Raw genomic sequence first — 26,451 nt, forward strand, 5'->3', positions numbered from 1 at the left:
GTATTAAAATGGAGAATTAGCTCAGCTGGGAGAGCATCTGCCTTACAAGCAGAGGGTCGGCGGTTCGAACCCGTCATTCTCCACCATTTAAATAGCCGGCCTAGCTCAACTGGTAGAGCAACTGACTTGTAATCAGTAGGTTGGGGGTTCAAGTCCTCTGGCCGGCACCATCTCAGAGCCATTAGCTCAGTTGGTAGAGCATCTGACTTTTAATCAGAGGGTCAGAGGTTCGAATCCTCTATGGCTCACCATTTAAACGCGGGTGTGGCGGAATTGGCAGACGCACTAGACTTAGGATCTAGCGCCTTACGGCGTGGGGGTTCGACTCCCTTCACCCGCATATAAGCAGAAGTAGTTCAGCGGTAGAATACAACCTTGCCAAGGTTGGGGTCGCGGGTTCGAATCCCGTCTTCTGCTCCATTTTTTTGCCGGGGTGGCGGAACTGGCAGACGCACAGGACTTAAAATCCTGCGATAAGTGATTATCGTACCGGTTCGATTCCGGTCCTCGGCACCAATTAAATAATGCGCCCGTAGCTCAACTGGATAGAGCGTTTGACTACGGATCAAGAGGTTATGGGTTCGACTCCTATCGGGCGCGCTTTATTTCTACGGGAAGTAGCTCAGCTTGGTAGAGCACTTGGTTTGGGACCAAGGGGTCGTAGGTTCGAATCCTGTCTTCCCGATAACCTTAGAAATTAATATGGGGGCTTAGCTCAGCTGGGAGAGCGCCTGCTTTGCACGCAGGAGGTCAGCGGTTCGATCCCGCTAGTCTCCACCATATATTTCATTACAACATAACAAACTTTACAATGGCGGTGTAGCTCAGCTGGCTAGAGCGTACGGTTCATACCCGTGAGGTCGGGGGTTCGATCCCCTCCACCGCCACTAATTATTAGGTTGTAAAATTATTTAGGACCTTTAGCTCAGTTGGTTAGAGCTAACGGCTCATAACCGTTCGGTCGCAGGTTCGAGTCCTGCAAGGTCCATATAATTTTTTGGAGGAATACCCAAGTCTGGCTGAAGGGATCGGTCTTGAAAACCGACAGGGGCTTAACGGCTCGCGGGGGTTCGAATCCCTCTTCCTCCGCCATTTATAAAATAACATTATCGCGGGATGGAGCAGTTCGGTAGCTCGTCGGGCTCATAACCCGAAGGTCGGTGGTTCAAATCCGCCTCCCGCAATTTTATTATGTTGGTCCCGTAGTGTAGCGGTTAACACGCCTGCCTGTCACGCAGGAGATCGCGGGTTCGATTCCCGTCGGGACCGCCATTCAATAATTTAATTATGGTTCAGTAGCTCAATTGGTAGAGCAATGGATTGAAGCTCCATGTGTCGGCAGTTCGACTCTGTCCTGAACCATTTTTTGCCGGCCTAGCTCAATTGGTAGAGCAACTGACTTGTAATCAGTAGGTTGGGGGTTCAAGTCCTCTGGCCGGCACCATCTCAGGAGGGGTAGCGAAGTGGCTAAACGCGGCGGACTGTAAATCCGCTCCTTCGGGTTCGGCAGTTCGAATCTGCCCCCCTCCACCATCTATTTTTAATAGGGGCATAGTTCAACGGTAGAATAGAGGTCTCCAAAACCTTTGATGTGGGTTCGATTCCTACTGCCCCTGCCATGGCGACTGTGGTGAAGTGGTTAACACATCGGATTGTGGTTCCGACATTCGTGGGTTCGATTCCCATCAGTCGCCCTTTATTATTAATGGGCTATAGCCAAGCGGTAAGGCAACGGACTTTGACTCCGTCACTCACTGGTTCGAATCCAGTTAGCCCAGTTTGCTTTTGGCGGCATAGCCAAGTGGTAAGGCCAAGGTCTGCAAAACCTTTATTCACCGGTTCAAATCCGGTTGCCGCCTCCATGAATTATTATGCGGGAGTAGTTCAACTCTTAGAACACATTCCTTCCCGGAATGAGATATAGGTGTAAATCCTATCTTCCGCTCCATATTTTATTTTATGCGGGAATAGTTCAACTCTTAGAACACGTTCCTTCCCGGAACGAGGTATAGGTGTAAATCCTATTTTCCGCTCCATTTTTAATTTACGCGGGAGTAGTTCAACTCTTAGAACACGTTCCTTCCCGGAACGAGGTATAGGTGTAAATCCTATCTTCCGCTCCATATATTTTATTCATGCGGGAGTAGTTCAACTCTTAGAACACATTCCTTCCCGGAATGAGATATGGGTGCAAATCCTATCTTCCGCTCCATATTATGCCGGTGTGGCGGAATTGGCAGACGCGCGGGACTCAAAATCCCGTTCCAGTCAATGGAGTGCCGGTTCGATCCCGGCCACCGGTATCAGCTTACAAACTTCATAAAAGTTTTAAGAGTAAAACTATTGAGATAATCAATGGTTTTACTCTTTTTTTATATTTGGAATTTGCTATTTGTGTATGTTTTGTAGAAATTATTAATTATTACTATTCAAGTTGTTCATAGCATAATCAGCTTCCTCTTCAGTAAAGTTCTCTCCATAAGGTGAAACTAATTGATCATAAATTCTTTGATCAGACATATTTAATCCATTAGCATAATCTCTAGCTTTTTTTAAAGCATTTTTCTTATAATCTGCTTAAATATTATCAATTGCGTATTGAGCAGCTTCTGAACGAAATTTTTCTCCACTTTCAGATGTTAATTGTGAATATAACCTTTTTTTAGATAGATAAAGTAGTTTATTATACCTTTCTGCTGTTTTAAGTGCAGCAATTTTTTCTCGAGAAAGGTTACTAGTATTAGTTGAATTATTATTTTTATATTCAGTGGAAGTTTGCTCATCACTTGCTAAATTATTTTTCTTTTTTACATCCTCTATTGCTGAATTAATTTTTTCAAAATCTTGTTCTAAACTATTACTTGGAAGTGTTGATAATGGTTCTTTTATTTGGATTGTTTGTTCACTTGTTTCTTCAGTTATGTTGTCTTTTTGCTTTAGTTTGTCTAAGTTTTGCATACATATTACAAATACAAATAATGCAGGGTAATGAATAACCCTATATGCACTTTGTATTTTTGTATACCAAGTTCTTTTGCCTTTTTATTACCATTGTTTTTGGCCAAATCTTTTTTACTATTCATGAAGTCACTTCCTTTGATGTTAGATATAAAATTAATTATACAAAATTAGTATACAAATGAGAGGTTTCTTTGTAACCAATTGTCACATATGTTTCATTCTGCGTATTGTTGCTTTGATTGTTTTGTAATAGAATAAAAGCATTACTTAGTGAACGGAGGATATACAAGTAGCTTATGGCAAAGTCAGAATTAAATATTAAAGTATTTTTAAGCAACATCCTGAATGCGGTAGGAGCAGGTGTTGTTGTAGCATTATTGCCTAATGCATTATTGGGTGAAATTCTTAAAGTTTTTAAAGAGAGCAACCAGTATTTAGAATTAATTTTTCAAATTGTAATTGCTATACAGTCATTTATGGCTTTTATTATTGGTGTACTTGCAGCACATCAATTTAAATTCAGCGGCCCTTCAGCTGCAATGATTGGTACTGCCGCAATGATTGGTTCAGGTGCATTGCAGTTTACACCTAAAGGTTTAGCATTAAAAGGGATCGGCGACATTATAAATGTGATTATTGTCGTAATTATTGCATGTCTATTAATTTTGTTATTAAGCGGTCGTTTAGGGTCTCTTGAAATGATTATCTTGCCTGTTGTGATACCAGTAGTTGCTGGCTTTATCGGTTTGACGACATTACCATATGTCTCGGGTATTACAAAAGCATTAGGCGCTGTTATTCATTCATTTACAGAGCTGAATCCATTACTGATGAGTATCTTAATTGCAATGGCATATTCGCTCTTAATGGTTACACCGATTTCAGTAGTAGCAATCGCAACAGCAATTTCATTAACAGGATTAGGCAGTGGTGCAGCTAACTTAGGTATCGTTGCTGCATGTGTAACATTTATTTGGGGCTCTCTTAGAGTCAATAAAGCAGGGGTTAACATAGTGTTGATTATCGGTGCAGCGAAGATGATGATTCCTGTTTATTTCAAGCATCTGATCATTGCAGTACCTTTAGCATTAAATGGTATTGTAGCGGGATTAGTCGCATACTTTATCAATGTACAAGGTACACCAATGTCAGCCGGTTTCGGTTATACTGGTCTGGTCGGACCGATCAATGCCTTTAACCGTATGGAAGGGGATGCTTTTACAAATATTATTCTTCTTGTCTTCGGCTACTTTATCATTCCATTTGTTTCAGGGTTTATTATTCATCAAGTCTGTAAGCGCATTTTGCCCGGCTATCATGACGATATTTATAAATTTGAAATACCGAAACAGTAATATTTTGAGTCTTGTTCCATTCATTTGGGACAAGGCTTTTTTATTTTACGTAAATGAAAACGTTTACTCTGATTAATTATCAGAAAATTTAAAAATAAGTATTGCATATAGATACATCTAAATGTATAATAATTCCATGAGTTAAGGAGGACACCACTATGATACAAAAGAAAGCAATGAACATAATTAAAGTTATCATTTGTACCGTATTTTTATGCGGATTGATTTTCCCAATCTTCTCAGCAAAAGCGGGTGCTGAGGAACAAGATCAAACATGGGAAAAAATTAAGAAAAGAGGAGAATTAAGAGTCGGGTTATCTGCAGATTATGCTCCATTAGAATTTGAAACAACTAAAAACGGAAAACGTGAATTTGCGGGTATTGATATCGAACTTGCGAAGAAAATCGCTAAAGATAATCATTTGAAATTAAAGATTGAAAACATGTCATTCGACAGTTTATTAGGGGCTTTGAAAACAGGAAAAATCGATATGATTATTTCTGGTATGACTCCTACACCTGAACGTAAAAAAGAAGTCGACTTTTCTGATTCATATTTAAAATCTGGACAATCAATGGTCGTTAAAAAAACAGATTTAGATAAATATAAATCTTTGAGAGACTTTGATAATAAAAGAATTGGAGCTCAAAAACAAACTACACAAGAGCAATTAGCTAAAACAGAAATCAACAACGCAGATGTACATGCTATGACTCGTTTGCCTGAAACTATTCTTTCTTTAAAAAGCGGGAAAGTAGACGGTATTATTATTGAAAAACCAGTCGCAGAAGCATATTTACAACAAAACCCTGAATTAGGATTTGCGAATGTTAAATTCCATGAACCAGAAAAAGACACTTCTATAGCATTACCTAAAAATTCACCAGTCTTTTTAGCACAATTGAATAAGTCAATCAAAGACATGAAAGATCAAGGCTTAATGGAACAATATAAAGAAAAAGCAGCACAATCTATGGAAGAAGACGGCAACTTTTTCACAAAATACAGCTCATTCTTTATTACTGGTATTAAAAATACAATTCTGATTTCGATTGTCGGTGTGGTCTTTGGTGCTTTATTCGGTGCATTGTTCGCATTGATGAAATTAAGTTCTATTAAACCATTAAAATGGTTAGCTTCAGTCTATATCGAATTTATCAGAGGGACACCATTATTGGTACAAGTATTCTTAGTATTCTTTGGTACAACAGCAGTACTTGGTTGGGATATTTCAGCATTGATTTGCGGGATGATAGCGATGGTCATCAACTGTGCAGCTTATATTGCGGAAATTATCAGAGCTGGTATTAACGCAGTAGATAAAGGACAAACTGAAGCAGCCAGAAGTTTAGGCTTAAGCTATGGTCAGACAATGAAAAATATTATCTTGCCGCAAGCAGTCAAAAACATTCTGCCGGCTTTAGGTAATGAGTTTGTGACAGTGATTAAAGAATCTTCAATTGTATCTGTAATTGGTGTCAGCGAAATTATGTTTAACGCGCAAGTTGTGCAAGGTGCATCCTTCGATCCATTTACACCATTGCTTGTCGCAGCAATTTTATACTTCATCTTAACGTTCACATTATCTAGAGTGATGAACATCTTGGAAGGGAGAATGAAAGTCAGTGATTAATATTAAACATTTAAAGAAGAACTTCGGTGAAAACGAGGTATTAAAAGATATTGAACTAGAAGTTCAAGCAGGCGAGGTAGTTGCGATTATCGGTCCTTCCGGCGGAGGCAAAAGTACATTATTACGTTGTATTAATTTATTAGAAAAACCAGACGGCGGTCAAATCATTTTTGAAGGTACAAACATTCTTGATAAAGGTGTTCATGTTAATGAATTAAGACAGAAAATGGGGATGGTATTTCAAAACTTCAACTTGTTTCCGCATAAAACTGTATTAGAGAATATTATGTTGGCACCTAAACTGTTGAAACATACAGATACACAAGAGTTGAAAAAAGAAGCACAAGAGCTTTTAAGCAAGGTAGGTCTTGCGGAAAAAGGAGACAGCTATCCTTCTCAATTATCAGGCGGACAAAAACAAAGGGTTGCCATTGCCCGTGCCTTAGCAATGCATCCGGATGTACTGTTATTTGATGAACCGACTTCAGCACTCGATCCGGAAGTAGTAGGAGATGTATTGCAAGTTATGAAAGATTTGGCCAAAGAAGGAATGACCATGGTTGTGGTTACATATGAAATGAACTTTGCGAAAGATGTCAGCGATAAAGTCGTGTTTATGGCAGACGGTGTAGTAGCAGAAGCGGGTGAACCTTCGCAAATTTTCGGCAATCCGCAACACGAAAGAACACAGCAATTTTTGAAACGTGTATTGTAATTAAGTAAGGGGATGGCAGAAATGATTGAAGTTGGAATAGTAGGCGGAAGCGGATATGGTGCAATTGAATTAATAAGATTACTTCAACATCATCCTGCCGTCCACATCAAATATGTATTTTCACATTCTAAACAAAACAAACCGATAAAAGACACTTTTTCTCATTTGTATCATAAAGATATTATGTTTACTGAATTAGATATTGCTGAAGTGGGATGCGATGTGATATTTTTTGCGACACCGTCAAACGTGTGCAAAAAGTTTGTGCCTGATTTGTTAAACAAAGGTATTAAAGTAATAGATTTATCCGGTGATTTCCGCTTGCAAGATCCAGAAGTATACCGTCAATATTATGGAGAATATCCATTAGCACAAAAATGGCTGAAACAAGCAGTATATGGTTTAGCTGAACAGTAGAAAAATTATCAAGATGTGCAATTAATTGCTAATCCCGGATGTTTTCCAACAGCTTCATTATTAGCATTATCACCACTTATCAAAGCAGGTGTTATTGATGAGGGACAGATTATTATCGATGCGAAAACAGGCATTTCAGGTGCAGGGAGAACTATCAAACAGCAAACACACTTTCCAGAACTGAATGAAAACTTTCAAGCCTATGCAATAGGCAAACATAAGCATACGCCAGAGATTAATCAATTTCTAAGCCAGCTTGCAGGTCATGAGGTTAAAGTTAGATTTACACCGCATCTTGTACCGATGACAAGAGGTATATTAGCAACATGTTATGTATCGTTTAAACATCCTGTGACTGAAGAAGCAATCAGAAAACTATATGATGATGGATATAGCAGCAAACCTTTTATCAGAATCAGATCAAGTAATAATTTTCCAGCAACTAAAGAAGTCTCAGGCAGCAACTTTTGCGATATCGGACTTTATGTTGATGAAACCAGCCAGACAGGTATTATCATCAGCGCCATTGATAATCTCGTAAAGGGTGCCAGCGGACAAGCAATACAAAATATGAATCGGTTATTCGGATTGAATGAACAAACAGGATTAAATCAAACACCCGTATATCCATAAAAGAAGGTGACAACTATGAATACAACACAACACGCATATAAAGTGATTGAAGCTGGTGATGCGGCATCTCCAAAAGGTTTTAGTTCAGGCGGCGTGCATGCAGGATTAAAAAAGAAGAAACGTGATTTCGGCTGGATTGTCAGCGAGGTGCCTGCCAACGCAGCAGGTGTCTATACAGTCAATCCATTTAAAGCAGCACCATTGAAAGTAACAGAACAGACAGTCAAAATACATCAAACATTACGTGCCATTGTAGTAAATTCAGGAGTAGCAAATGCTTGTACAGGTCCAAAAGGCTATCGTGATGCTTTAGCCATGCGCAGTAAAGCTGCTCAAGAATTAGAAGTACCTGTGAATGAAGTAGCCATTGCATCTACAGGTGTAATCGGAACGTTGTTGCCGATGGATGCGATTTATTACGGGTGTTCAAAAATAAAGGAAGCGGCGTACCAAAATAGCCAATATTTTAACGAGGCCATATTAACGACAGATACAACTGCAAAACACATAGCGGTTGAAGTAGAAATAGATCATCAAATTGTCACGATTGGCGGTACAGCCAAAGGGTCAGGTATGATTCATCCTAATATGGCTACTATGTTAGGGTTTATGACTACAGATGCGGTCATTGAAAGCAAGCATTTGCAGGGATTATTGAAGGAAGTTGTGGATGACACATTTAATATGATTACCGTGGATGGCGATACGAGTACTAATGATATGGTGCTGGTACTAGCGAACGGGAAAGTATCAACAAATCCCTTAACACCAGAGCATCCAGCTTGGAATCAATTTAAAGCAGCATTTTTGAAAGTTGCGAAACATTTAGCAATCGCTATCGCGAAAGATGGCGAGGGTGCGACAAAACTCGTTAAAGTAAAAGTAACCGGTGCACCGACTAAAACGATTGCAGGTCAAACTGCTAAAGGTATTATCTCGTCAAATCTGGTGAAAACAGCATTATTCGGTGAGGATCCTAATGTTGGACGCTTATCTTCAGCAATCGGGAATTTCTATCCGAATGTACGTCCTAATGAAGTCAATATTTGGTTATGCGGCACATTAGTCGTTAATAATGGATTGCCTGCAGACTTTAATGAATCTGACTTAAAAGCGCAAATGGGCAATCATATAATAGATATTACCGCGACTATCGGCAAAGGCAAATATGAACAAGAAGCATTCGGCTGCGACTTATCCTATGATTATGTACGTATCAATGCATCTTATAGAACGTGAGGTCATCTTATGAAATACATCGTATTTAAAATCGGCGGCAGTATCATCGAGAAAACGTCATTATCCGTTTTCGAAGAAATTGCGGAGAGTAAAAAGAAGGGTTACTTCCCACTTATTATTCACGGCGGCGGCCCGATGATTAACGAAGCGTTGAAAGAACAAGGCATTCCATCAGAATTTGAAAATGGTATACGCAAAACGGATTTAGCAACACTGAAAATATTAGTGAATACGTTATTGTGCAAAGTCAATGTGGATTTAGTTGAACAAGCCAATACCTTATCCCAGCAATTTATCGGAATTAACGGTGCTTACTTTCCATTGTTTAAATGCCATCCCTTCAACAAAGCATTAGGATATGTGGCAGTGCCTGACTCAGTTAATACTGAAGCATTAAAACAGTTATGCAGCGCTTATATACCGATTATGGCATCTGTCGGACGTTATCATAATCAATTCTATAATGTAAATGCGGATACACTCGCTTATAAAGTTGCTTCTGCCTTAAATGCGCCTTTAGTCATATTAAGCGACATTCCAGGCGTGTTGAATAATGGGGAAGTGATACCAACCATTCAACAAAAGAATCTAGATACATTAATTCAGTCTCATATTGTTTATGGCGGTATGATTCCTAAGCTTAAAGATGCTTCTGAAGCATTGGATGAAGGGTGCCCAAAAGTCATGATTATACCAGGGTACGAACCGCATATTATCGCAGACTATTTTAACGGAGACTCTATAGGAACAACCATTCAAAAATAAATCTAATCATAAGCTGATGTATCTGCATCGGCTTTTAATTTTGAAGAATTTCTTCAATTTCAATATCCATTTTGTGTTAAAATACAGAATGGACCATTAATATGGAGGCATTATGGTGGATAATAAACAATTAAAGAAAGAAATAATAGATTATGCGCATCAAATCGGTATCGACAGTATTGGTTTTACGACTGCAGACCCCTTTGATGAGCTGAAACAAAAGTTAGTAGACTATCATGCCAAAGGTTATGCATCTGGTTTTGAAGAACCTAATATTGAATTAAGAGTCAACCCTAAGTTATCAATGCCGACAGCAAGATCCATTATAGCGATAGCAGTGGGTTATCCGAATAAATTAAAAGGCGCACCGAAAAGTGTACGCGGCGACCGCAGAGGTATGTTCGCAAGAGCTTCATGGGGCCAAGATTATCATACAATTATGCGTAAACGTTTAGATCAGCTTGGCGCATTCATTAAGGAGAAAGTACCTGATGTAGAAATGTTATCGATGGTAGATACAGGCGTATTGTCAGATCGTGCAGTCGCAGAACGTGCCGGCCTTGGTTTTACAGGCAGAAACGGCTTCGTTATCAATCCAGACTTAGGTACATGGACATATTTAGGAGAAATGCTGGTCAGCATTCCGTTTGAACCTGATGACCCGCTGCTGGACAGCTGCGGTGATTGTACAATATGTGTAGATAGATGTCCTACAGGTGCTTTAGTAGGAGACGGTCAATTAAACAGCCAAAAATGTATTTCATTCTTAACGCAAACTAAAGGCTATTTGCCAGACGAATACCGTTATAAAATCGGCAACCGTCTTTATGGTTGCGATACATGTCAGCAAGTTTGTCCGAAAAACAGAGGTATTAATACTGAACACGATGATATTGTATTAGAACCAGAAATACTCAAACCAAGATTGATTCCATTGCTTCAAATGAGTAACAAAGAATTTAAAAATACTTATGGTCATTTAGCTGGAGCTTGGAGAGGCAAGAAGCCGATTCAACGCAATGCCATTGTCGCACTTGCGCACTTTAATGAAACATCAGCGATTCCAGAACTGAAAGAAGTGGCACTCAATGACCCGAGACCTATGATCAGAGGAACAGCGTATTGGGCCATCGGTCAAATTGCAGGCGAAGACGAACGCACCTTTATTGAAACTAACTTTGATGATGAAGAAAAAGAAGTTCAAGAAGAAATGTTAAAAGGATTAGAAAAGAGGAATTAACTTATCATGACGAACCATGTCGTTTTATACCAACCCCAAATACCAGCCAATACCGGCAATATTGCGAGAACATGTGCAGGAACAGATACCCATTTGCATCTGATTAAGCCTTTAGGTTTCAGCACAGATGATAAAATGCTGAAGCGGGCAGGATTAGATTACTGGGTACATGTCAATATTACGTATTATGACAGTATCGAAGCATTTTTCGAACAAACAAAGGGACACTACTACTTAATTACTAAGTTCGGTCAAACAACCTTTACAGACTTTGACTATTCAGATTCAGATGAAGATCATTACTTTGTATTTGGGAGAGAAACGACTGGATTGCCGGATTGGGTGAAAGAAAAATATGCGGACACAGCATTAAGAATACCGATGAACGACCATATCCGTTCTTTAAACCTATCCAATACGGCTGCAATTTTAGTTTATGAAGCGCTAAGACAGCAAAACTATCCGAATTTGCATTAGTAAATTTTTAGATTGAGTGGAAAATCGATACACAAAAGGTATAATAGAGTTGAATTCACTGTATACAAATGCGTTTATTGCTATGATAGAGAGGGTAAATAATGTAGCAAATAACGCTATATACGAACTGAGAATAATTAGAGGAGTGTACATTATGGCAATGAACTTTAAGGTTTTTCCAACTGCAGATAAAGCAGCACGTTATTCTGCGGATATTATCAGAAAGACATTTAATAATAATCCAACAACAATCATGGGTGTGCATCTAGCAGATGACAATGCACCTGTTTTAGAAGACTTAAAACAAAATGTGTTGAGAAATCCAGTAGATTTCAGTCAAATCAACATTTTAGATTATGATGAAAACAAATCATACTACGAAACATTAGGTGTGCCTAGCACACAAGTTTACAACTTATCTTACAATGATGGTGTTGTAGACTTTATCGAAGAAAATATCAAATCAAAAGAAAATAAAGCAAAATTCACATTGCAAGTTTTAACAATCAACGATAAAGGCAGCTTAGATATTGCAGTGAAATCCGGAGTAATGCCTGCACGTGAAGTGATTTTAGTCGTGACTGGACCGGAAAAAGCAGAATTAGTGAAAAAATTATACGAAGAAAATGGTAACTCAAGCTACGTGCCATCTGACTTAAAAGCACACCGTATGGTCAATGTAATTCTAGATGAAGCAGCAGCTGAAGGCTTGCCAGAAGATGTACGTCATTATTTCACTGAGCGTTTTGCTTAAGGAAATCAAATAGAGCAGAAGTATCCGAGTTATGTTGAAGGATTTCGATATAACTCGGATTTTTGTTTGTATTCTTAAATCAATTCATTTATTATTTTTATGAGCGAGTAATATCAGAAAGGAACATTACCATGCAAAACTTACATAAACATTGGAAATTATTAATGATCATTACGTTCATTGTCAGTTTGCTGTCTATTAAAGGATTTCCAATTGCACTAGGCGCATTATATCTGCCAGTACTTTTCAGAGTTGTTAAACTGCAAATGAATCTTTCAGAAGGGTTAGTCAGCCAACGAGATCCGCAGTTATTTATTAAAAGCAATCAAAAGGGTGTGATTATCAGTGTCATCTGCTGTATTGCGGTAACCTTTATTTTGTTTAAACCGCTAGGTGAGTTCTATGCGAGTTTAACGGGCTTTTTAGGCACTTTAATCACACTGAGCCCAATTCTATTAGTTATCAGTATTATCCTTTATATCCTTACAGCTGTTGCAGTGATACAAGCAGTTAAACACTACTTTGCGGCAAAACAATAAATTTCAATACTCAAATTCAATCGAGCTTAGTTTTGACTAGGCTCTTTTTTGTTACATAATACATTATCAGAGAAGTTGGAAACATTAATGAAAGCGTTAACTATATAGCGATTTAATTTAAAAAGGTTTAATGCTATACTTGTGATAAATACCATTCAAAAAGGGGAGACAAGTCAAATGTCAGTAAGAATTGAGCATGATACTTTTGGAGAAATCGAAGTACCTGGAGATAAGTTCTGGGGTGCACAAACTGAAAGAAGTAAACGTAATTTCCCAGTCGGTAAAGAACGTATGCCGATTGAAGTTGTGTATGGCTTTGCACAATTAAAACGTGCAGCAGCATTAGCAAACTTTGAACTAGGCAAGTTAAGCGAAGATAAAAAAGATGCGATTGTCTTTGCATGCGATCGTGTGATTAAAGGGGAATTGGATGAACATTTCCCATTAGTTGTATGGCAAACAGGAAGCGGTACACAAAGCAACATGAACGTCAACGAAGTTGTCAGCTATGTGGCGAATGATTACTTAAAAAAACACGGCAGTGAAGATACAGTACATCCAAATGACGATGTCAACAAATCACAAAGTTCAAACGATACATTCCCAACAGCAATGCATGTTGCTTTATACCACGAAATCGAATCAAACTTGGAACCTGCGTTGAAACAATTACGCGATACGTTTGAAAAGAAAGAAAAAGACTTCCATGACATTATTAAAATCGGCCGTACACACTTGCAAGATGCTACACCGATTCGTTTAGGACAAGAAATCAGCGGTTGGCGCTATATGCTTGATAAATGTGAACAAATATTAGGGGAATCAAAAGCGCATTTATTAAGCTTGGCAATCGGCGGTACTGCAGTTGGTACAGGTATCAACGCGCATCCTAAATTCGGCGATATGGTAGCAGCAAACATTAAAGAAAATACAGGCTATCCATTCGTATCATCAGAAAATAAATTCCATGCATTGACAGCACATGATGAAGTGGTTCAATTGCACGGTTCATTAAAAGCTTTAGCAGCTGACTTGATGAAGATTGCGAATGATATCCGTTGGTTAGCTTCAGGTCCGCGTGCAGGTTTAGCTGAAATCAGCATTCCTGAAAACGAACCAGGTTCTTCAATCATGCCAGGTAAAGTGAACCCGACACAATGTGAAATGTTGACGATGGTGTCAGTTCAAGTTATGGGTAACGATACAGTTGTAGGTATTGCGGCATCACAAGGTAACTTTGAATTAAATGTATTCAAACCAGTGATTATGGACAATACATTACAATCTATTTACTTATTAGCAGACGGTATGAGAACATTTGATGAAAACTGTGCACAAGGCATTGAACCGATTGAAGAAAACATCGATCAATATTTAAATCGTTCATTGATGCTTGTTACTGCATTGAACCCGCATATCGGTTACGAAAAAGCAGCTTCAATTGCAAAAAATGCACATAAACAAGGCATTACATTAAAACAATCAGCAATTGATTCAGGTTATCTGACTGAAGAGCAATTTGATGAATGGATTAAACCTGAAAACATGGTAGAACCTAAAGAATAAAATAGATAATCAAGCAGTAAAAAGGAGAGGGCGCAATGCCTTCTCCTTTTATTATTTGTCATCCAATGAAACAGAAATCAATTGTTTTGTCAGCGGATGTGTAAATTCAATTTTATGACTGTGCAAGCGCAACTTTCTCAGTTTAGAATCACCATATAAAGGATCTCCAAGAACTGGATGGCCGATTGCGGCTAAATGTACACGGATTTGATGTGTACGTCCTGTATCCAGCTTAATATCTAGTTCGCATTCGTTTTCTTTGAGCATACGTGCATCTAAAATGTGCGTAACAGCGTGTTGTCCTGTTGGCGAGACTCTTCTGCGGTTCGGATGAAACTTGTCTTTACCGATAGGCTTATCGATCGTTTGCGGTTTTAACGGCAGTTGGCTTTTAACCACTGCTTTATAAATACGCGCAATTTGATTGTCTTCCAACATACGGTCAAGCAGCTTTTTCATCAATGGGTTTTTTGCCACAATCAACAAGCCGACAGTTTCTTGATCCAGACGATGAATCGGTTCGACATAATCACTGTCAATCGTGTAAATAACATGGTTCATCAGTGTGTTGCTTTCTTTTAAATCATTCGGATGTGTTTTTACGCCTTTGGGTTTCTTGATAATCGCAATATCATCATCTTCATAATAAACATCCGCATAGCGGTAACTCGGCAAATAGTTGCTGACTTCGTCAGGCGTCGGCACAAATACTTGATCGCCTTGTGCAGCTTTATCTGATAATTTAGCTTCCATGCCATTAATCGTAATGGCTTTTGACATATTTAATTGATGCAGTTCTTTTTTAGGTAATTTCACATCTTGAAAAATTTCACGCAATGTATAGCCATTGTATTGTTCAGGTACTTTAAATTCCATAATGTCCTCCTCGATTATTACTTAATATCATAACATATTCTGTTAGTAATGCGTCGAGACTTGAAGTAGAATGCTATCGTTAAGATAGCTGAATCGGTATAATATAGATAAATTGACATTGAGAGGTGACGCTTTTTGGTTAAACCGACACGCCTTGCATTACTAAAAGAAATTGCTGAATATCTGAATGAAGAAACAGAAATCTATACGATGATGCGTGGTGCTTTGCGGCTTTTAGTGGAAGGCAGTGCTTTTACTACCGGTTGGATTTTCTTTATCAATGAGGACGGGCAGCAAGAAATGGCAGCGGACTATCATTTGCCGCCTTCTCTGATGAAAAATGAATGCCAAGGTATGAATGAAGGCACTTGCTGGTGCGTACAAGCTTACCATAGCGAAAAACTGATGAAGGCTTCAAATATTATCCATTGTTCAAGAATCAGTGCAGCCAATCAAGCGTATCTTGACGAATCAGAAGGGATTACACATCATGCGACAGTCCCGCTGCGGTCAGGCAGCGAACGTTTCGGGTTATTGAATGTAGCTTCGCCTTATACTGAGAAATACTCAGAAGAAGATTTGGAGTTGCTCGAATCAGTAGCATTTCAAATCGGTTCGACCATCAAGAGAATCGAGCTGACGAATAAAGAGAAAGAAGCGGCACGATTAAATGAACGCAACCGTTTGGCACGTGATTTGCATGATTCAGTCAATCAAATGCTGTTCTCTTTGAAATTAACAGCACATGCGGCTTATGGTATGACTAAAGAACCTGTAGCAAAGAAAGCCTTTGAAACGATTGAAACAACCAGCCAGCAAGCAGTCAATGAAATGCGTGCATTGATATGGCAATTAAAACCGATTGGCTTAGAACACGGTTTAGTCAGTGCATTAAAACAATATTGCAAACTGATTGGTATACAACCGGATATTGAAGTAGAAGGTTTGATTGATTTATCTAGCACAGTGGAAGAACATATCTACCGTATCTTGCAAGAAACTATGAATAATGTTAAAAAACATGCACAAACCAATAATGCTTATATCTTGCTGCACCAAAAAGATAATCAATTTGAAGTTGTTATTTCAGATTATGGTGTGGGTTTCAATCCAGAATGGGTCAACCAGACTTCTCATGGTATTCACAATATGCGTCAGCGTATCAAACAAATACAGGGAAGTATTGAAATCAACTCGAAGATAAACCAAGGAACGACAATCCGTTTAAATGTTCCTTTAACGTCGGCAAAGAAGGAGATAAATCATGAACCAAGTAGTTTTGATAGATGATCATTACATTGTTCGGCAAGGCCTTGAATTTTTAATTTCAACGATAGATGATTTAACAGTTCAAGGGTCTTTTGCGAACGGAAAAGAATTTATCGACAGCTTGCAAAATACTGATACCTATCCAGATATTGTCCTGTTAGATTTGGTTATGCCGGAAATGAACGGCATTGAAGTAACCGAAATGTTGAAAGCACATTATCCGGATATCAAGATTCTAGTACTGACAAGCTATGCGGATGACGAACATGTCATTTCAGCGCTCAATAAAGGTGCTGATGGTTATGAGATGAAAGATGTAGAACCAGAGGTCTTGATTGATTCCATACATAAGGTACTGCAAGGGGAAAAAATCATTCACCCAGAGGTTCAAAAAGTAATGGATGATGTAGCTAGAAAACCTCACCATATAAACAAGCTGTCGAACAGAGAAAAAGACGTATTAAAAGAAATGGCAAAAGGAAAGACTAACCGAGAAATAGCAGAAGCTTTATTTGTGTCAGAGAAAACGATCAAAACACATGTGAGCCATATTTTTTCTAAATTACAAGTCACAGATAGAACCCAAGCAGCAATTTATGCGATGGAAAACAAATTAATTTAATTTATTAAAAACGTGCAGAAAAGGCGAAATCAAAACCTTTTTCTGCACGTTTTCTTTGTCATGTAAAAATATAAGTAAGATATATATTTACTATTTCTGAAAAATCTGACTATAATATATATAACTAAATAAAAGGGGGATGGAGCCAATGAAAAGCAAAAACTTAACAATGAATATTGTCATTGCTTTAATTGCAGGGATTATCATTGGATCGATTTGTGATATTTATGCACAAACAAGTTTAGTTAAAGGGGTAGACCAGTATTTCTTTAATACTGTTGGCCAAATTTTCTTGAATTTGATCTTTATGCTCGTTGTTCCAGTGGTCTTTGTTTCAATTGTGCTTGGCGTTGTCGGTGTAGGGGATCCGAAATTACTCGGAGGCATCGGCTTGAAGACTTTGATTTTCTTTTTATGTACCACGGCAATTGCGATTACGATTGCAATTGTACTGGCATTGATTGTTAAACCAGGTGCAGGACATTCTGATTTAATGAAAAGTGCAGATGTTTCATCATATCAAAAAACACTAGATAAACAAAACGAAGGTGCAGATGCACCTGCAAAACAAACTTTTGATCAAACATTGATTAATCTATTTCCGAAAAATCCAGTTGAATCCATGACACAAGGCAATATGCTGCAAGTCATTACATTTTCAATATTTATCGGAATCGGAATTATGATTATGGGAGAAAAAGCACTCATTGTTCGGCAGTTCTTTGAACAATTCAATGAAGTACTGATGTATATTATCTCTATGATTATGCGTGTATTTGCGCCGATTGGAACATTTTGTTTAGTTGCACATGCTTTTACAGGTGCAGGCTTAGGTGCAATCCGTCAACTTGGATTATACTTTATCGTTGTACTTGCTGCGTTGATTTTGCACTTCTTCTTAATCTACGGCGGTACTATCAAGTTCATAGCTAAAGATAGTCCTATTAAATTCTTCAAAGGATTTATTCCAGCAATTACAATTGGTTTCGGCGGATCAAGTTCTAATGCAGCTTTGCCGGTTTCAATGGAATGTACGAAGAAAATGGGAGTCAGACCAGCGATTGCTTCATTTGTGCAGCCGTTGGGGGCAACCATCAACATGGATGGTACAGCGATTATGCAAGGGGTAGCAACTGTATTCATCGCACAAATTTCTGGGGCTGAATTGACCATTATTCAAATCTTGACTGTAATTACTATTGCAGTCATCGCAAGTATCGGAACTGCAGGTGTGCCAGGTGTAGGTTTAATTATGTTAGCCATGGTGTTAACAGCAGTAGATTTAAATCCAGCCGCCATCGGTATTATCATCGGTATCGATAGATTGCTTGATATGACGCGTACTGCTGTCAATATTACAGGTGATGCAGCATGTGCCTTTATGATTTCAAAGCAAGAAGATAGAAAAGAATTAAAGCGTGTATAGTTTTTATTTTGGATTGGGGCGAAATAAATTCGTCTCAATCTATTTTTGACTTAAATACACTTTATACAACTGAAATAAATATTTCTACTTTAAGGTAATATTAACTTAAAAAGCAAAAATGACTTGAAAAATCGCAAAATTTCGCCATAATAGAGTAAGAGCTTAAAATCCTAATCAAAATGACCGAGATACTCTATTTCATAGGGATACCGGTGAAAATATAAGCGGAAAAGTGTTTGATTATTTTGATAATTTCGGCTTTAACAAAATACGTTATAAATACGATTTCGGTCTTTTAATTTTTGTTATTTTGTATTAAGATGTTATTTGTGTTTCAAGAAATGTGTATAATTGCAATTTCTTGCGTACGGAAGAATCACATAATAGAAAGGTAGAGTAATGATGGACAGACAAAGTTTTACAGATTTAATTCAAACGAAGTTCAAGATGGTGAGAATAGAAGCAGGCTATACTCAAGATACAATGGCTCAAACGATAGGTTTATCTAAAAAAACCCTTGTTCAAATTGAGAAAGAGCGCGTCTTACCTAACTGGACAACATGTGTTTCAATTTGTGCTTTATTCAGAGACTCAGATGTCTTGAACAGCACATTCGGATGTGATCCATTAGAAATCGTTCAAACGATTTCCAGAAATCACTGTGCATATCCTAAGCATTCAACAACAAGCGATATTTATTGGAATACATTGGATGCTAAAAACGGATTTATTTTACAAAGCAACAAAGTCAGTGAAATCTACCGTGTATTAAATAAGGATAAACAACCTATTTTTGGAACTTCTAAATTAAGAGAAGCCGAAACATACTTCGGAAGAATCTCTAAAGATGAATTAGTGCATGCTTAATTCATAACCGATAAAAAGTGATAACAGAATCTTTTGCAGAGATTGATACACTTTTTAACGATTTGAATCATGATACTTAAAAGATTGGTGGCTCTGGTCATCAATCTTTTTTTATTGGGCGAAACCTCTCAATTGTGAATGGATTCCAATCTATTGTAGTATTATTAATACGAGTGTCAGTAAAAGGAGATAAAATTATGCACGCATTTTTAGTCATATTATTTATGATTGCTATCGGTGCAATTATAGGCGGGGTCACGAATATCATCGCAATCAAAATGTTATTCCATCCGCAAAAAGCCTATCATATAGGTAAGTGGAGAATTCCTTTCACGCCAGGTTTAGTACCTAAGCGCAGAGAAGAAATCGCAAATAAAATCGGACGTGTGATTGAAGAACATCTGATCACGGAAGATTTAATCAAAGAAAAAATCAGTTCAACAAGTGCCAGAACAGCCATAGAAAGCTTTATAGGCCAGCAAATGCATAAGTTAAGCAATGATAAGGCAACTTTGCAGAATTTTGCACAGTCTTTAGATATTGACTTAGAACAAGCAGCACAAACTAAAGTACAGCGTGTGATTGAAGAAAAGTTAACACAATATTATAAAGAGCACGGCCAACAAGAAATTCACCAATTACTACCTGAATCATTAGAACAAGAAATTGATGAAAAAGTTGAAGCCTTAACACCGTTATTATGCGACCGTGCCCGTATTTATTTATCGTCTTCAAAAGGGGAAGAAGATATTTACAATATGCTGGATACGTTTTTTGCAGAAAAAGGCAAAATTGTCGGCTTGCTACAAATGTTCATGACGAAAGAAAGTATTGCTGAACGTATCCAAATGGAATTAATTCGTTTAACCAATCACCCGAAAGCACGAAAAATTGCAGCACAGCTCATTCGAAACGAATATCAGACCTTAAAAGAAAAGCCGCTAGATCATGTGCTGTCACCTGCGCAATTCAATAACATTAAAGACAAAGCAACACCGATTATCATGGCTTATATCGATATTCCGACTAAAGTTAATCAACCGTTAAAAGAACTTGCACCTGGACTTGTGGACTATGCAGAGCAGCATGCGGCTGGTTATATGACAGATTTAATTGTCAATAAAGCAGCTGAGCATATTTCATCCATTATGAAACAAGTGAATCTCAGCGGTATTGTTGAAGAACAAATCAATTCCTTCGATTTGGATTATATTGAACGTTTAATCATTGATATTGCCAACAAAGAATTGAATCTGATTATGCTGCTTGGTTTCATTCTTGGCGGTATTATCGGCTGTTTCCAAGGAATTATCGCTTTATTTGTTTAAATCAGCAATGTCTGGGAATGTATTAAAGGGCAGTTAATAGCAGTGATGATTAAATGTTTCGACAGTGTTAAACATTTATGTTATGTTTATTGACGACGTAGTAAAATAACTAATAGGAGTGAATTTGAAATGGCAGTAGATTTACAAGAACAAGCACACAAATTAGAAGAGGCTTTAAGAGAAAGCAAAGAGTATCAAGCAATTAAAGATGCTTACGATAAAGTTAAAGCCAACGAAGAATCTAAAAAGTTATTCGATGAGTTCCGTGAAACACAATTGAAATTCCAACAAATGCAAATGCAAGGTGAACAAATCGAAGAAGATGACTTGAAAAAAGCTCAAGAGCAAGCACAAGCAATCGAAAAAGACGAAAACATTGCTGAGCTTATGTCTGCTGAACAACAAATGAGCCAAGTATTCCAAGAAATCAACCAAATCATCGTAAAACCTTTAGATGAAGTTTACGCTGAAGAAGAAAAATAAGGTTTGAAATTCTCACTGTCGGAGTAGTATCCGACAGTTTTTTTATGTCTTTTTAAACCTAAGTTCTTTAGACCGTTAACGCGTAGTATGGTAAAATAAGATGATACTTTGGTTGCGAAAACATTGAATTTTACATAAGAAATTTAAAATATGGATGATATATTGAAAAGGAGCTTACCAATATGGTGAAATTTATTCATTGTGCAGATTTACACCTGGATAGTCCGTTTAAAACGCATAGTCATTTGAGTGAAAACATCTATGAAGATGTCAAAAGAAGTACATATGAAAGTTTTAAATCTATTGTCAACTTTGCATTGCAAGAAGAAGTGGACTTTATCGTAATAGCCGGAGATGTGTTCGATCATCGAAATCGTACATTGAAAGCAGAAGTATTTTTAAAAGAACAATTTGAGCGCTTAAAGAAAGAACAGATATTTGTTTATATGTGCCACGGCAATCATGATCCGCTTTCTGATAATGTTACAACAGATTGGCCGGAGAATGTTTCGGTATTCGATAAAAATGTTGAAACATATCAAACCATCACAAAAGGCGGAGAAAAGATTTATCTTCATGGTTTCAGTTATCAAGATGAAGCAAGCTATGAAAATAAATTAGATGAGTATCCTTCCAGTCAAGGCGAGAAAGGCCTGCATATCGGTGTATTACACGGTACTTACAGCAAATCCTCAACAAAACACCGTTATACTGAGTTTCGTTTAGAAGATTTAAATTCTAAGTTGTATCATTACTGGGCATTAGGTCATATTCATGAGCGCCAACAGCTTAATGATATGCCGCCGACATTTTATCCCGGTAATACTCAAGGCCGTCATTTCAATGAAATGGGCGACAAAGGTTTCTTGTTAGTTGAAGGAGATGAGTTCAAATTAAATGTTGAATTCAAGCCTTCGCATTACATTCGTTTTGATGAGGTTAAAATCGAAACAGAAGCAACGACAAAACAAGAACTATACGACGTCATTCAAAAATTTAAAGAGCAAGTACGTAAGCAAGGGAAAGCTTTCTATAGAGTTTTCCTTGAAATCAACAGCGATGAACCTGTCCCTGCACAAGATTTGCAGCAAGTTGATGAAATGCTGAAAGAATATGAAGAGAATGAAAAGAACTTTGTGTTTATTGAATCATTGATTGTATCTTATAAAGATGACGATGCAAGACCATTAGAACAAGAATTCTCTCAAGAGTTAAAAGCGGATGAAGCCGTCTTCGATCAAGCAATGAATGAATTGTATCTCAACCCTAAGGCTTCGAGATTCTTGGATAATTATGATGACTTCGATAAGACAGAATTGATTAATCGTGCTGAGGCATTGCTTAAATCGGATTTGAGAGGTGATAGATCATGAAGATTCTTGCATTAGACATTTATGGATACGGTAAATTTGTTGAAAGAAAGATTAAATTCAACAAAACATTAACACAGATTTTCGGTGAAAACGAAGCGGGTAAATCTACGATTCAAGCCTTTATCCATTCTATTTTGTTCGGATTCCCAACTAAACGTGAAAATGAACCGCGCTTTGAACCGAGATTAGGCAATCAATACGGCGGTAAATTATATCTTCAATTAGATGATGGCCAAAAGATTGAAGTTGAGCGTGTGAAAGGTGCAGCACAAGGTGATGTGAAAATCTTTCTTGAAAACGGCGGTATCCGTGATGAAGAGTGGCTTAGAAATAAATTAAATTATATCGATAAAAATACGTACAAAGGTATTTATTCCTTTGACGTCTTGGGTCTGCAAAATATTCATCGCAATATGGATGAAAAACAGCTGCAAGAATATTTGCTGCAAGCAGGGGCATTAGGCTCTACACAATTTACAACGATGCGCGAACAGTTGGAAACACAAAAAGCAGAGTTATATAAACGCTCAGGCAAGAATCCAATCATCAATCAGCAGTTAGAACAGCTGAATGACCTTCAAAATCAAATCAGAGCGCATGAGAGCGAACTTGAGTCTTATCATAGCCTGATTGATGAACGTGATAAAGCAGAGCGCCGATTAGACCATTTGAAACAAAATTTAATGCAACTGTCTAAAATGCATGAATCAAAACAAAAAGAATTAGCATTGCTGGATCAAGCACAAGAATGGAAAGCATTAGAGCATGAATTGAATATCGAACCGCTGGATTTCCCTGAACAAGGTATCGAGCGTTACGAAGCGTCCAAAGCACGTGAAGACCAGCTTAAAAAAGATATCAGCTTGCGCAGTGAAAAGCTTGAACAATTGCAAAATGAAAACGAACATATTACTGTGCCTAAACAGATTGATATCGAAGCATTAGATAATATTGTGAAACAAGAAGATGAAATCAAACAAAAAGAAACGCAATTGCATGCATTAAATAAAGAGATTGAAGATAAAACAAGAGAAATCGAAGGCTTAAAATCTAATATCGGATGGCAAGAAGACCATGAAAATATTGACACGTCTGATAGTGTGAAAAGCTTTGTCAGCAAACAGATTTCTAAGAAGAACGATCAATCATCTTATATTACGCAGCTTGAACGTACGTTAGAAGAACAGCAAATCGAGCAAGCGAATAATGATGAAGAAAAAGAAGCGGTTGAAGCAGCGCTTGTTTCTGATGAAGTCTTCGACAAGAAAAAACAATATAATCAGCAATCAATTGAGCTTGGCGAAAAGAAAAATCTATATCAAAAAATGAAAGAAGCATTTGATACAGAACAAGAAGAACGTAATCGCAAACAAAAAACAACACGCATTATCTTTATTATATTAGCGCTTATCAGTGCTGGTTTAGCAGCGTTCTCATTTGTGACTCAAGCAATGTTGTTTGCGGTAATATTTGTCATTGCGGCAATCGGCTTTGTGGTCGGCGCTATCTTGTTTAAATCATCAGAAATCGGCCATAGCGAGACATTCTCAAATGAAATTGCGCAATTGGAACAGCAAAATGCTGATTTAGAACAAAACTATGACTTAGACTTTGATTTAGATGAACAATATCGTTTAAGAGAACAAAACCACAGTGTGAATAAAGCGATAGATGTATTGCATTCTAAAATTGAATTGACTGAAGATAAGTTGAAAGAAGCAAAACAAAATTTCGAACACTTCGATAAAAACATCCAAGAAGTCAAATCAGATTTGCATGTATCTGACAAAATGTCTGATGATTTGATTATTGACGGTGTTAAAACTATTGAACGTATTCAAACATTAAAACAACGTGTTGCAGAATTAACAGAGCAGCAAAAAGCATTGAAAGAAGAAGTAGATACATTCTATAACCATGCAGAAGCGGTCACAAAAAATCAATTAACAAGCTTTAATGCCTTAGCATTATTCCATGATACGAAACACTGGTTAAAAGAAGCTGAAGATAATAAAACAAAATGGAAACGTAATGATGAAGATATCCAATTATTGACTAAAGAAATCGAACAATTGAATGAACGTTTAAACGAACATCAACAGTCAATCGAAAGTTTATTCAATTTTGTCAATGTAGGGGATGAAGAAGCATTCTATCGTTATCATAACCGTTATACAACATATAAAGATAATCACAGCCGATACCAAGATTTAAACAAATACTTGGAAAATCAAAATATGATGTATGACGATGCGTCTGATTTAAGTGCGAAAACAAAAGTACAACTAGAAGATGAGAACAATGTGTTAGCTTCTCAAGTTGATGAATACAATGATAAGTATCTTGCATTGCAAACAGAAGTCAGTGATTTGAATGCGCAAATCAAGCATATGGAAACTGACGACACATTAGCACAATTACGTCATAAATATTACATGTTAAGAAATCAAATGAATGAAAATGCGAAAGATTGGGCGAGCCTCAGCTACTTGCAAGCACTTGTCGATGCGCATATCAAACAAATCAAAGACAAACGTTTACCGCAAGTGATTGATGAAGCAACAGACATTTTCAGCCGCTTAACGAACGGCAACTACACACAAGTTACTTATGCGAATGAAGATGTCAGAGTCAAACACCGCAACGGTCAAATGTATCATCCGAATGAAATCAGCCAATCTACGAAAGAATTATTGTATATTGCATTGCGTTTAAGCTTGATTAAAATTTTACAGCCTTATTACTCAATGCCGATTATTATTGATGATGCTTTCGTTCATTTTGATAAACATCGTAAAGCAGCTATGATGGAATACCTAAAAGAATTAGCTGCGAAGTATCAAATTTTATACTTTACTTGCGCGAAAGAAAATTATATTCCGTCTAAACAAACGGTAGTCTTAGAAAAATTAGAAGAAGGAGGCAAAAAATGAGAAATGTAGAAAAGCTTCAGCCAGGAGATTCAGTTGATCATTTCTTCTTGATTCACCGTGCAGCACAAGGTGTAACTGCACAAGGTAAAGATTATATGACTTTATACTTGCAAGATAAAAGCGGTGAAATTGAAGCTAAAGTATGGACAGTCACAAAACAAGATATGGAAGTACTTAAACCAGAAACGATTATCAAAGCTAAAGGTGATGTCATTAATTACCGCGGTCGCAAACAAATGAAAGTCAATCACTTTGAACTTGCACAGCCGGCAGATGGTTTATCTGCGAAAGATTTTATTGATGGGGCACCTTTAACACCTGATCAAATTAAAGAACAAATTGATTATTTCTTATTAGATATAGAAAACAGCAACCTGCAGCGATTGACGAGACATTTATTGAAAAAGCACCACGATGCTTTTTATGTCTTTCCTGCTGCTAGTTCATTCCATCATAACTTTGCGAGCGGTTTAAGCTATCATGTATTAACGATGCTGAAAATCGCAAGCGGATTATGCGACATTTATCCAATGCTGAACAGGAGCTTGTTATACAGCGGAGTTATCTTGCATGATATCGGTAAAGTTAAAGAGTTAAGTGGACCAGTTGCGACATCTTATACTGTTGAAGGTAATTTATTAGGACATATTTCTATCGCCAGCGAAGAAGTTACGAAAGCCGCAGAAGATTTAGGTATCGAGGGCGAAGAAGTGATGTTGCTGAAACATATGATTTTATCACATCATGGAAAACTAGAATACGGTTCACCGAAGTTGCCGATGCTGAAAGAAGCGGAAATCTTAACATATATTGATAATATTGATGCGAGAATGAACATGTTTGAAAAAGCATTCAAAAAGACTGGAAAAGGGCAGTTCACTGAACGTCTTTTCGCAATGGAAAATAGACAATTCTATAATCCGCAAAGTTTAGATTAATATATAATAAAACGCTGAATCCTACGTGGAATTCAGCGTTA

Annotated in this window: 21 protein-coding genes, 26 tRNA genes and 2 pseudogenes; 46 read left to right on the forward strand and 3 right to left on the reverse strand. The window is 37.5% G+C overall.

Going from position 1 to position 26,451, the window contains the following annotated elements; all coding sequences use genetic code 11:
• The first annotated feature begins 10 nt into the window (after window positions 1–10).
• From C7N65_RS00005 to C7N65_RS00120, 26 genes are all read left to right on the forward strand, one after another.
• Window positions 11–86, forward strand: a tRNA-Val gene (locus C7N65_RS00005).
• An 8-nt stretch (window positions 87–94) separates the two neighbouring features.
• Window positions 95–170, forward strand: a tRNA-Thr gene (locus C7N65_RS00010).
• 5 nt (window positions 171–175) lie between these two features.
• A tRNA-Lys gene (locus C7N65_RS00015) sits at window positions 176–251 on the forward strand.
• Window positions 252–258: 7 nt separating this feature from the next.
• Window positions 259–340 (forward strand) — tRNA-Leu (locus C7N65_RS00020).
• 5 nt (window positions 341–345) lie between these two features.
• Window positions 346–420: transfer RNA gene (locus C7N65_RS00025), tRNA-Gly, on the forward strand.
• A gap of 7 nt (window positions 421–427) precedes the next feature.
• Window positions 428–516, forward strand: a tRNA-Leu gene (locus tag C7N65_RS00030).
• Window positions 517–526: 10 nt separating this feature from the next.
• Window positions 527–600 (forward strand) — tRNA-Arg (locus tag C7N65_RS00035).
• 11 nt (window positions 601–611) lie between these two features.
• Window positions 612–685: transfer RNA gene (locus tag C7N65_RS00040), tRNA-Pro, on the forward strand.
• A gap of 19 nt (window positions 686–704) precedes the next feature.
• A tRNA-Ala gene (locus C7N65_RS00045) sits at window positions 705–780 on the forward strand.
• Between the two features lie 33 nt (window positions 781–813).
• Window positions 814–887, forward strand: a tRNA-Met gene (locus C7N65_RS00050).
• Window positions 888–914: 27 nt separating this feature from the next.
• Window positions 915–988 (forward strand) — tRNA-Ile (locus C7N65_RS00055).
• Between the two features lie 11 nt (window positions 989–999).
• Window positions 1,000–1,092 (forward strand) — tRNA-Ser (locus C7N65_RS00060).
• Between the two features lie 18 nt (window positions 1,093–1,110).
• Window positions 1,111–1,184 (forward strand) — tRNA-Met (locus C7N65_RS00065).
• 12 nt (window positions 1,185–1,196) lie between these two features.
• Window positions 1,197–1,272: transfer RNA gene (locus C7N65_RS00070), tRNA-Asp, on the forward strand.
• A 17-nt stretch (window positions 1,273–1,289) separates the two neighbouring features.
• Window positions 1,290–1,362 (forward strand) — tRNA-Phe (locus C7N65_RS00075).
• Between the two features lie 6 nt (window positions 1,363–1,368).
• A tRNA-Thr gene (locus C7N65_RS00080) sits at window positions 1,369–1,444 on the forward strand.
• A gap of 5 nt (window positions 1,445–1,449) precedes the next feature.
• A tRNA-Tyr gene (locus C7N65_RS00085) sits at window positions 1,450–1,533 on the forward strand.
• Between the two features lie 12 nt (window positions 1,534–1,545).
• A tRNA-Trp gene (locus C7N65_RS00090) sits at window positions 1,546–1,619 on the forward strand.
• A 2-nt stretch (window positions 1,620–1,621) separates the two neighbouring features.
• Window positions 1,622–1,694, forward strand: a tRNA-His gene (locus tag C7N65_RS00095).
• Between the two features lie 12 nt (window positions 1,695–1,706).
• Window positions 1,707–1,778 (forward strand) — tRNA-Gln (locus C7N65_RS00100).
• Between the two features lie 9 nt (window positions 1,779–1,787).
• Window positions 1,788–1,862 (forward strand) — tRNA-Cys (locus C7N65_RS00105).
• An 11-nt stretch (window positions 1,863–1,873) separates the two neighbouring features.
• Window positions 1,874–1,948, forward strand: a tRNA-Gly gene (locus C7N65_RS12510).
• 13 nt (window positions 1,949–1,961) lie between these two features.
• A tRNA-Gly gene (locus tag C7N65_RS12515) sits at window positions 1,962–2,036 on the forward strand.
• Between the two features lie 12 nt (window positions 2,037–2,048).
• Window positions 2,049–2,123 (forward strand) — tRNA-Gly (locus C7N65_RS12520).
• A 14-nt stretch (window positions 2,124–2,137) separates the two neighbouring features.
• Window positions 2,138–2,212 (forward strand) — tRNA-Gly (locus tag C7N65_RS00115).
• A 6-nt stretch (window positions 2,213–2,218) separates the two neighbouring features.
• Window positions 2,219–2,303 (forward strand) — tRNA-Leu (locus C7N65_RS00120).
• 112 nt (window positions 2,304–2,415) lie between these two features.
• Here C7N65_RS00120 and C7N65_RS12880 read toward each other — a convergent pair.
• Window positions 2,416–2,562, reverse strand: a pseudogene (locus C7N65_RS12880) (Ltp family lipoprotein); the annotation flags it as partial.
• 15 nt (window positions 2,563–2,577) lie between these two features.
• The gene (locus C7N65_RS00130) at window positions 2,578–2,958 is read right to left on the reverse strand and encodes an Ltp family lipoprotein (RefSeq protein WP_105992445.1); all 381 of its coding nucleotides are present in this window, start codon (window positions 2,956–2,958) and stop codon (window positions 2,578–2,580) included.
• A 299-nt stretch (window positions 2,959–3,257) separates the two neighbouring features.
• Here C7N65_RS00130 and C7N65_RS00135 point away from each other — a divergent pair, with 299 nt between their 5' ends.
• From C7N65_RS00135 to fumC, 11 genes and pseudogenes are all read left to right on the forward strand, one after another.
• Window positions 3,258–4,316, forward strand: coding sequence for a PTS transporter subunit IIC (locus tag C7N65_RS00135; protein WP_105992446.1), 1,059 nt, complete (start codon window positions 3,258–3,260; stop codon window positions 4,314–4,316).
• A gap of 158 nt (window positions 4,317–4,474) precedes the next feature.
• Window positions 4,475–5,950, forward strand: a complete 1,476-nt coding sequence (locus tag C7N65_RS00140) for an ABC transporter permease subunit (RefSeq protein ID WP_105992447.1) — start codon at window positions 4,475–4,477, stop codon at window positions 5,948–5,950.
• Window positions 5,943–6,665, forward strand: coding sequence for an amino acid ABC transporter ATP-binding protein (locus tag C7N65_RS00145; RefSeq protein ID WP_105992448.1), 723 nt, complete (start codon window positions 5,943–5,945; stop codon window positions 6,663–6,665). The genes C7N65_RS00140 and C7N65_RS00145 overlap by 8 nt, the downstream gene beginning before the upstream one ends.
• 21 nt (window positions 6,666–6,686) lie before the next feature.
• Window positions 6,687–7,715, forward strand: a pseudogene (gene argC / locus C7N65_RS00150) (N-acetyl-gamma-glutamyl-phosphate reductase).
• 15 nt (window positions 7,716–7,730) lie between these two features.
• Window positions 7,731–8,954, forward strand: coding sequence for a bifunctional glutamate N-acetyltransferase/amino-acid acetyltransferase ArgJ (gene argJ, locus C7N65_RS00155; protein ID WP_105992449.1), 1,224 nt, complete (start codon window positions 7,731–7,733; stop codon window positions 8,952–8,954).
• 9 nt (window positions 8,955–8,963) lie between these two features.
• Complete coding sequence (gene argB, locus C7N65_RS00160) at window positions 8,964–9,719, forward strand: acetylglutamate kinase (protein ID WP_105992450.1); 756 nt, start codon at window positions 8,964–8,966, stop codon at window positions 9,717–9,719.
• Between the two features lie 112 nt (window positions 9,720–9,831).
• Window positions 9,832–10,959, forward strand: a complete 1,128-nt coding sequence (gene queG, locus C7N65_RS00165; protein WP_105992451.1) for a tRNA epoxyqueuosine(34) reductase QueG — start codon at window positions 9,832–9,834, stop codon at window positions 10,957–10,959.
• Between the two features lie 6 nt (window positions 10,960–10,965).
• Window positions 10,966–11,436, forward strand: a complete 471-nt coding sequence (gene trmL / locus C7N65_RS00170) for a tRNA (uridine(34)/cytosine(34)/5-carboxymethylaminomethyluridine(34)-2'-O)-methyltransferase TrmL (RefSeq protein WP_105992452.1) — start codon at window positions 10,966–10,968, stop codon at window positions 11,434–11,436.
• Window positions 11,437–11,590: 154 nt separating this feature from the next.
• Window positions 11,591–12,190: a 6-phosphogluconolactonase gene (locus C7N65_RS00175; RefSeq protein WP_105992453.1), complete on the forward strand. Its 600-nt coding sequence runs from the start codon at window positions 11,591–11,593 to the stop codon at window positions 12,188–12,190.
• 131 nt (window positions 12,191–12,321) lie between these two features.
• Window positions 12,322–12,729, forward strand: coding sequence for a hypothetical protein (locus C7N65_RS00180; RefSeq protein WP_105992454.1), 408 nt, complete (start codon window positions 12,322–12,324; stop codon window positions 12,727–12,729).
• 177 nt (window positions 12,730–12,906) lie between these two features.
• Complete coding sequence (gene fumC / locus C7N65_RS00185; RefSeq protein WP_105992455.1) at window positions 12,907–14,295, forward strand: class II fumarate hydratase; 1,389 nt, start codon at window positions 12,907–12,909, stop codon at window positions 14,293–14,295.
• Window positions 14,296–14,346: 51 nt separating this feature from the next.
• Here the strand turns inward: fumC and C7N65_RS00190 are convergent, their stop codons facing one another.
• Window positions 14,347–15,171, reverse strand: a complete 825-nt coding sequence (locus C7N65_RS00190) for an RluA family pseudouridine synthase (RefSeq protein WP_105992456.1) — start codon at window positions 15,169–15,171, stop codon at window positions 14,347–14,349.
• A gap of 135 nt (window positions 15,172–15,306) precedes the next feature.
• On the opposite strand from C7N65_RS00190, the gene C7N65_RS00195 reads away from it, so the two are divergent.
• The 9 genes from C7N65_RS00195 to yhaM all read left to right on the forward strand — a co-directional run bounded on the left by C7N65_RS00195 (window position 15,307) and on the right by yhaM (window position 26,410).
• Window positions 15,307–16,461 (forward strand): GAF domain-containing sensor histidine kinase, encoded by a 1,155-nt coding sequence (locus C7N65_RS00195; protein WP_105992457.1) that lies wholly within the window; start codon window positions 15,307–15,309, stop codon window positions 16,459–16,461.
• A complete protein-coding gene (locus C7N65_RS00200) occupies window positions 16,436–17,062 on the forward strand; it encodes a response regulator (RefSeq protein WP_105992458.1) in 627 nt (208 codons plus the stop codon). Before C7N65_RS00195 ends, C7N65_RS00200 begins: the two co-directional genes overlap by 26 nt.
• A gap of 148 nt (window positions 17,063–17,210) precedes the next feature.
• The gene (locus C7N65_RS00205) at window positions 17,211–18,488 is read left to right on the forward strand and encodes a dicarboxylate/amino acid:cation symporter (protein WP_105992459.1); all 1,278 of its coding nucleotides are present in this window, start codon (window positions 17,211–17,213) and stop codon (window positions 18,486–18,488) included.
• A gap of 402 nt (window positions 18,489–18,890) precedes the next feature.
• Window positions 18,891–19,355 carry a helix-turn-helix transcriptional regulator gene (locus tag C7N65_RS00210; protein WP_105992460.1) on the forward strand — a complete coding sequence of 155 codons (465 nt, stop codon included), beginning with the start codon at window positions 18,891–18,893 and terminating at the stop codon, window positions 19,353–19,355.
• Between the two features lie 197 nt (window positions 19,356–19,552).
• A complete protein-coding gene (locus C7N65_RS00215; protein WP_105992461.1) occupies window positions 19,553–20,683 on the forward strand; it encodes a DUF445 domain-containing protein in 1,131 nt (376 codons plus the stop codon).
• A gap of 129 nt (window positions 20,684–20,812) precedes the next feature.
• A complete protein-coding gene (locus C7N65_RS00220) occupies window positions 20,813–21,166 on the forward strand; it encodes a YlbF/YmcA family competence regulator (RefSeq protein WP_105992462.1) in 354 nt (117 codons plus the stop codon).
• A 182-nt stretch (window positions 21,167–21,348) separates the two neighbouring features.
• Window positions 21,349–22,539: a metallophosphoesterase family protein gene (locus C7N65_RS00225; protein WP_105992463.1), complete on the forward strand. Its 1,191-nt coding sequence runs from the start codon at window positions 21,349–21,351 to the stop codon at window positions 22,537–22,539.
• Window positions 22,536–25,472, forward strand: coding sequence for an AAA family ATPase (locus C7N65_RS00230; protein ID WP_105992464.1), 2,937 nt, complete (start codon window positions 22,536–22,538; stop codon window positions 25,470–25,472). Before C7N65_RS00225 ends, C7N65_RS00230 begins: the two co-directional genes overlap by 4 nt.
• The gene (gene yhaM / locus C7N65_RS00235) at window positions 25,469–26,410 is read left to right on the forward strand and encodes a 3'-5' exoribonuclease YhaM (protein WP_105992465.1); all 942 of its coding nucleotides are present in this window, start codon (window positions 25,469–25,471) and stop codon (window positions 26,408–26,410) included. Before C7N65_RS00230 ends, yhaM begins: the two co-directional genes overlap by 4 nt.
• Window positions 26,411–26,451: the final 41 nt, after the last annotated feature.

This window comes from Staphylococcus simulans, from assembly GCF_002994445.1.
Lineage (GTDB): Bacteria > Bacillota > Bacilli > Staphylococcales > Staphylococcaceae > Staphylococcus > Staphylococcus simulans_B.